Genomic DNA, 5,403 nt, shown 5'->3' on the forward strand with positions numbered 1-5,403 from the left:
GAGAGGCTGGAGCGCGCCGCGCCGGCCCGCGGCGCCGCGGATGCTTCGGTCCGGGATTCTTCAGTCGCGCATGGCTCCGGCACCGGGGAGGGCGCGGCGCACGCTCCTTCAGAATGACGCCTCATACGAACCGGCAAGAAGTTCGTGCCTGCCAACGGACCACTCCGAACGAGCCACGGTCGTTGATCTAGCGGGGGAGGAGCGGCGCCTTCCTCGGAGCCGTATAAGTTGCCCTTCGTCCGTGACATCCCTCTCAAAACCGCCGTGCCGTCGGTGAGAAGCGGTGGTTAGCCCGGTCAACTGCCGCACGGATGCTTGCCCCCACCTTGCCCATCGCCGCACGCGCTCGCATCTTCGGCGCTCGCACAACGATCGTTCAAGGAGCCAGTCCGTGCAGGCATTGATCATCATCGGCCACGGGTCGCACCTGAACGCCGAGAGCAGCGCGCCCGTCTACGCCCACGCCGCGGCCATCCGCGCCACGGGGGCGTTCGACGAGGTGCGCGAATGCTTCTGGAAGGAAGAGCCCTCCATGCGCGAGGTGTTCGACCTGGTGGAGGCCGACGAGGTGTACGTGGTGCCCCTGTTCATCTCCGAAGGCTACTTTACCGAAGAGGTGATTCCCCGCGAGCTGGGGCTGAGCGGGCCGGCGCCCTCCGTCACGCGCAAGCTGGGCAGGACCATCCACTACGCCGGCCCGGTGGGCACGCACCCGGGCATGGCCTCCATGATCCTGCGCCGCGCCGAAGAAACGGCCGGGCTCTCGCACGAGCAGGCGCGCGGCGCGGGGCTCATCATCATCGGGCACGGCACGGAGCGCAACAGCAACTCGGCGGAGGTCATCTACCGCGTGAGCCGCGAGGCCGGCGAGGCGGGGATCTTTGGCCATGTGCGCACCGGGTTTCTGGACCAGGAGCCCGAGGTGGGCGAGGTGCTGGAGGCCATGGAGGAGGAGCGCGTGGTGCTCGTTCCCTTCTTTGTGGCCGAGGGCTGGCACACGCAGGAAACCATTCCCGACGACCTGGGGATCAACCGACCGGCGGTGAGCACGGTGACGGAAAAGGACGGCAAGGTGATTTTCTACGCGCCCCCCGTGGGCACCTTTCCCGAAATCGCGGACATCGTGCTGCAGCGCGCGCGCGAGGCCGGCGCCCGCGTGCCCGAGGGGCTTTCGGTGGAGGCCGCCGGTGTCTGACGCCCGGGAGGAGCGGGGGAGCCACGCCCCCGGCGGCGTGGCCGAGGCCCGCGCCGCCCTGCTGGCCTGGGTGGACGAGGCGGGCGACGCGGGGCGCGAGTTCCTGGAGGCCCGCATTCGCGCCGTGGGGGAGGGGCGATACGAAATCCGCCACTGCCGCGACGAGTTCCGCTCGCTGGAGGCGGTGGCGATGGTGAGCCCGGACCCGTTCGCCGCGCGCGAAATCGCGCAGACCACCTTTGCGGGCGAGCACCGGCCGCTCAAGACGGCGCCGTCGCTGCGGCAGGGGTGGGCGCTGGTGGATCTGGACGGGCGCGGGGTGTGGACGGCGCTGGACTACCTGTACCCGGCCTGCGCCCTGCACTGGTATGCCGGCCGGCAGGGCACGCTGCGGGTGACGCACTGGCGCGAGGTGGCGGCGCGGCAGACGGGCATGTACGGCGCCGTGAAGCTGCTGCCGCCCGAGGTGGTGCGGAACACGGTGCGCGCCTGCTGCGGCGACGCCGTCTGCCTGCGGCGCGTGGCCTGGGACGTGGACGCGGACGTGCCGCTGGACCTGGCGTCAGAGGGCCCGGTGACGGGCGACGCCCCGGTGCCCTGCCCGGAAGCGTGCTCCATGTTCGTTTCCTTCGCCCGGCAGGTGCTGGTGCAGGAGCGCTCGCCGCGCTACGAGCTCACCGGGCTGGGGCGGCTGGGTGCGGACGAGATCGCGCAGGTGCGGGAGATCGTCGCCTCGGCGGCAACGGGAACGGTGGGGCTGGCGCGCGAGGGCGAGTTCAGCGAGCCGACCAATTCCCGCCGCATGCGCTACCTGGCCCTGCGGCTGGCGGAAGAAAAGGAGCGCATCGGCGACCTGGCCGCGCCGGAGCTTCCCTGCGAGGGCTGTCCCAAGGCGGTTCCGTGCCGCGGCTGCCCCATGGCGGCGTAGGCGGTGGAGGCGTTCGCGCTCACCCCGCCAGCCGGCGGAGCAGCGACGCCAAGGCCGGGACGTCCGGGCCCAGCACGGCGAACATCCGGGCGTCCGCTTCCTCCACCCGCACCACGGCGCGGCCAGCCAGTTCCTTGCCCGGCGCGGTGGGCCGGAGCGCACGGGCGCGGGTGTCGGTGGGGTGCGGCTCGCGCACAACCAGCCCGCGCGTCTCCAGGGTGCGCAGCACCTGCGACGTCATCATCACGTCGGTGCGGGCGTGGGCGGCCACACGCGCTTGCGTGAGCGGCCCCTCGCGGTCGTACAGCCACACCACCGAGGCGAGCAGAACAAACTGCACGTGCGTAAGCTGCAGGTCGGCGAGCGCGTCGCGCTGCAGGCGCTGCCACGTGTTCGCCACCTGCCAGAGCAGAAAGCCGGGACTCTCTCCGGGAGTGGAAAAGGCCGGCTGGAACGGCTCGCTCATCCCGCCATCCCCGCTCCTCGTGACGTCCCGGCGCTCTCCCGCGCGCCGCCCTCGGCCATGCGGGCCAGTGCGTGCACCGCGTGGGGAAGGCCGGCCGCCAGCGTTGCACCCAGGAGGCGGCTGAGCAGCGGAGTCAGCACTCCGCGCATGCGCACCTGGTGGCGAATGCGCACGCCCCCCGCGGCCAGCGGCTCCAGCGTGTGTTCAAACTCCAGCGCCGTGAGCGGCAGCCGCGCGACCGTTGTGAAGGCTCGCTCCGGCACGGCCCCGGTAATCACGAACGCCACCGCGGGGCCGCCCGCCGGCCGGAGCGTTCCCCGCGTCCCAGCCCGGAACGGGCCCTGCACCGTGCACCGTTGTACGCCGGGGTCCCATGCGTTCCAGGTGGATGGGTCGGACCACAACCGCCAGACCTCGCGCGGCGTGGCGCTCGATTCCGCGACGGCTTCGGTGCTCCAGGTGAACATGGGCGGTCCGGGTTTGGGGGGAGCGAGTGGGTGCGCAGAACGATAGTAAGCGCGCATATGATTCGTCAAGTCCGCCGCCGCTCTTGACAGATCTCTCCGCGACACCGATTCACAGATCCAGGCACGCATCCCGTTCCCCGTCCCCGGCCGGCCATGCCCGCGTTCACCCGCACCGACTTTGAGATCCGCGCCGCCGGCGGCGGCCCGCCCGTGCGCGGCGACGTGCGGGTGCGCGCGGGGCTGCGGCCCACCGCGGCGCTGGTCATCTGCCACGGCTTCAAGGGCTTCCGGGGCGCCAACTTCTTTCCCAACCTGGCTCGCGCGGCGGCGCACCGCGGGCTGGCGGCGGTGACGTTCGACTTTTCGCGCAACGGGCTGGGCGACGACGGGGTGGACTTTTCGGCGCTGGACCGGTTCGCCGAGCAGACCCACAGCCGCAACGTGGCCGAGATCCGCGCCGTGCTGGACGCCGTGTCCAGCGGCACGATCCTTCCCCGTACGCCGCGGCGCATCGGGCTGCTGGGGCACTCGCGCGGCGGCGGCGAAGCGCTGCTGGCCGCCGCGGACGACCCCCGCGTGGACGCGCTGGCCACCTGGGCCGCCATCGGCGACGTGGACTCGCGCTGGACGGCGGAGCAGATCGCCACCTGGCGCGCCGGCGGCACCGTGCAGGTACAGAACACGCGGACCAAGCAGATGATGCCCGTGGGGCCGGCGTACTGGGCCGACTGGGAGGCCAACCGCGCCCGGCTGGACATTCCCGCGGCGGCGGCGCGCCTTTCCATCCCCTGGCTGATCGTGCACGGCGATGCGGACGCCACCGTCAACGTGGATGAGGCGCACGCCCTGTTCAACGCCGCGGGCGACGACGCGGAGCTGCTGGTGGTGGAAGGCGGCGACCACACCTTTGGCTCCAGGCACCCGTACGCGGGCGCCACGCCGGAGCTGCGGACCGCCGTTGACGCCACGCTGGAGTGGTTCGGCACCCACCTGGCCTGAGCCCGCTCGAACGTTCGTTCGACAGCTTTACAACCGGATGGGTGCTTGTTACGTTGTCGCTCTGCCGGCCCGAGTGCCGCGAACGACGCCCAATCCCTGACCTCTGGCTGGAGACCGATATGCCGTACGTGATCGCCGAACCGTGCGTCGGAACCAAGGACGCGAGTTGCGTGGAAGTCTGCCCGGTGGACTGCATCTACGAGGCGAACGACCAGTACTACATCAACCCCGACGAGTGCATCGACTGCGGCGCGTGCGAGCCGGAGTGCCCCGTGCAGGCCATTTTTCCCGACACGGACGTGCCGCCGGAGTGGACGGACTACATCGCCAAGAACCGCGATCTGTCCGGCGGCTGAGCCGCCCGCGCGCACCGGAGACGCACAGAGGGGCCGCATCCAGCCGGATGCGGCCCCTCTCGCGTTTCTGCTCCGGACGGCAGCTACTCGTCGCGTCCCAGCACCTTGCCGGCGTAGCCGTTGTCGGGGTCGCCGCCCCGGGCCAGCACGCGGTCCACCGTACCGGTGCCGCGGTTGTACGCGGTCAGCGCCAGCTCCACGTCGCCGTGGTACCGGTCGATCAGCTCGCCCAGGTAGCGGAAGCCGATGCGCAGGTTGGTGCGCGAGTCGCGCAGGTCGTCTTCCGTGACGCCCTTCTTGAACCAGCGGGCGGTGGGCAGCATGAGCTGCGTAAGGCCAATGGCGCCCACGTGGCTGGTCGCGTAGTCCTTGAACTCGCTCTCGGTGCGCACCAGGCCGAACGCCAGCTCGGGCGGCAGCTCGTTTTCCACCGCGGCCGTGTAGATCTCCGTGGCGAGCTGGTCGGGGATCTGGTAGCCCTGGTCGCGGTAGCGGTTGGCCAGCGCCTGCGCGGGCGAAGCGTGCACGGCGCCGGTGGCGGCGGCCAGGCGGGCCGGGGCGCTGACCACGTTGGGCGCCAGGTGCAGCGCCACACCCTCGCGCACGGCGTTCTGCACCACGCCGCGGCGGGGCTGTCCCTCACTGTCGTGTGCGCCGCCGGTAAAGCCCACGGCCGCGTGAACCGCGGCGGTGCCCAGCAGCAGCCCCTGAACCGCGCGCGAGCGGATCAGCGAGCGAAAGTCGTTACGCAGCGGGGTGTCGCGACGCTTCACCGGCTGGTTTCGGCTCTCGTTCCGGGTCACGATGCAAGTCTACTGGTCCTGCGAAGGGGATGCGCCGGCCTGTTCCGGCCGCATCCCGTCATCGCTCCGCTTCATCCAACCCGTTCAATCTAGGGCTCGTAACCCCATGTGTCAATTTGAGATAGCATTTCAGCACCGTGCGAGCACCCCTCAAACCCGCATGCCCGCTGGAGTTTTGGCCCCTCCGTC

7 protein-coding genes are annotated in these 5,403 nt (G+C 71.1%); 4 read left to right on the top strand and 3 right to left on the bottom strand.

What is annotated here, in order from left to right:
* The first annotated feature begins 391 nt into the window (after positions 1 to 391).
* Positions 392 to 1,195 carry a CbiX/SirB N-terminal domain-containing protein gene (locus VF665_RS01525; RefSeq protein WP_331051633.1) on the top strand — a complete coding sequence of 268 codons (804 nt, stop codon included), beginning with the start codon at positions 392 to 394 and terminating at the stop codon, positions 1,193 to 1,195.
* Entirely contained in the window at positions 1,188 to 2,123 is a 936-nt protein-coding gene (locus tag VF665_RS01530; protein ID WP_331051634.1) for a DR2241 family protein, read from the top strand. The genes VF665_RS01525 and VF665_RS01530 overlap by 8 nt, the downstream gene beginning before the upstream one ends.
* A 19-nt stretch (positions 2,124 to 2,142) precedes the next feature.
* On the opposite strand, the gene VF665_RS01535 is transcribed toward VF665_RS01530, so the two are convergent.
* Both VF665_RS01535 and VF665_RS01540 read right to left on the bottom strand, forming a co-directional pair.
* Positions 2,143 to 2,589 (bottom strand): MarR family winged helix-turn-helix transcriptional regulator, encoded by a 447-nt coding sequence (locus tag VF665_RS01535; RefSeq protein ID WP_331051635.1) that lies wholly within the window; start codon positions 2,587 to 2,589, stop codon positions 2,143 to 2,145.
* Positions 2,586 to 3,056, bottom strand: a complete 471-nt coding sequence (locus VF665_RS01540; RefSeq protein ID WP_331051636.1) for an SRPBCC family protein — start codon at positions 3,054 to 3,056, stop codon at positions 2,586 to 2,588. Before VF665_RS01540 ends, VF665_RS01535 begins: the two co-directional genes overlap by 4 nt.
* A gap of 153 nt (positions 3,057 to 3,209) precedes the next feature.
* On the opposite strand from VF665_RS01540, the gene VF665_RS01545 reads away from it, so the two are divergent.
* Both VF665_RS01545 and VF665_RS01550 read left to right on the top strand, forming a co-directional pair.
* Positions 3,210 to 4,055, top strand: a complete 846-nt coding sequence (locus VF665_RS01545; protein ID WP_331051637.1) for an alpha/beta hydrolase — start codon at positions 3,210 to 3,212, stop codon at positions 4,053 to 4,055.
* A 119-nt stretch (positions 4,056 to 4,174) separates the two neighbouring features.
* Positions 4,175 to 4,411 carry a ferredoxin family protein gene (locus tag VF665_RS01550; protein ID WP_331051638.1) on the top strand — a complete coding sequence of 79 codons (237 nt, stop codon included), beginning with the start codon at positions 4,175 to 4,177 and terminating at the stop codon, positions 4,409 to 4,411.
* 83 nt (positions 4,412 to 4,494) lie between these two features.
* Here the strand turns inward: VF665_RS01550 and VF665_RS01555 are convergent, their stop codons facing one another.
* On the bottom strand, positions 4,495 to 5,184 hold the full coding sequence (locus VF665_RS01555) for a lytic transglycosylase domain-containing protein (protein ID WP_331051639.1): 690 nt from the start codon (positions 5,182 to 5,184) through the stop codon (positions 4,495 to 4,497).
* Positions 5,185 to 5,403 lie beyond the last annotated feature (219 nt).

It is taken from the genome of Longimicrobium sp. (assembly GCF_036387355.1).
Lineage (GTDB): Bacteria > Gemmatimonadota > Gemmatimonadetes > Longimicrobiales > Longimicrobiaceae > Longimicrobium.

Bases quoted from the DNA above. Each gene is read 5' to 3' on its own strand.
- VF665_RS01535 (WP_331051635.1), bottom strand. From the start codon at position 2,589: ATGAGCGAGCCGTTCCAGCCGGCCTTTTCCACTCCCGGAGAGAGTCCC.
- VF665_RS01540 (WP_331051636.1), bottom strand. From the start codon at position 3,056: ATGTTCACCTGGAGCACCGAAGCCGTCGCGGAATCGAGCGCCACGCCG.
- VF665_RS01545 (WP_331051637.1), top strand. From the start codon at position 3,210: ATGCCCGCGTTCACCCGCACCGACTTTGAGATCCGCGCCGCCGGCGGC.
- VF665_RS01550 (WP_331051638.1), top strand. From the start codon at position 4,175: ATGCCGTACGTGATCGCCGAACCGTGCGTCGGAACCAAGGACGCGAGT.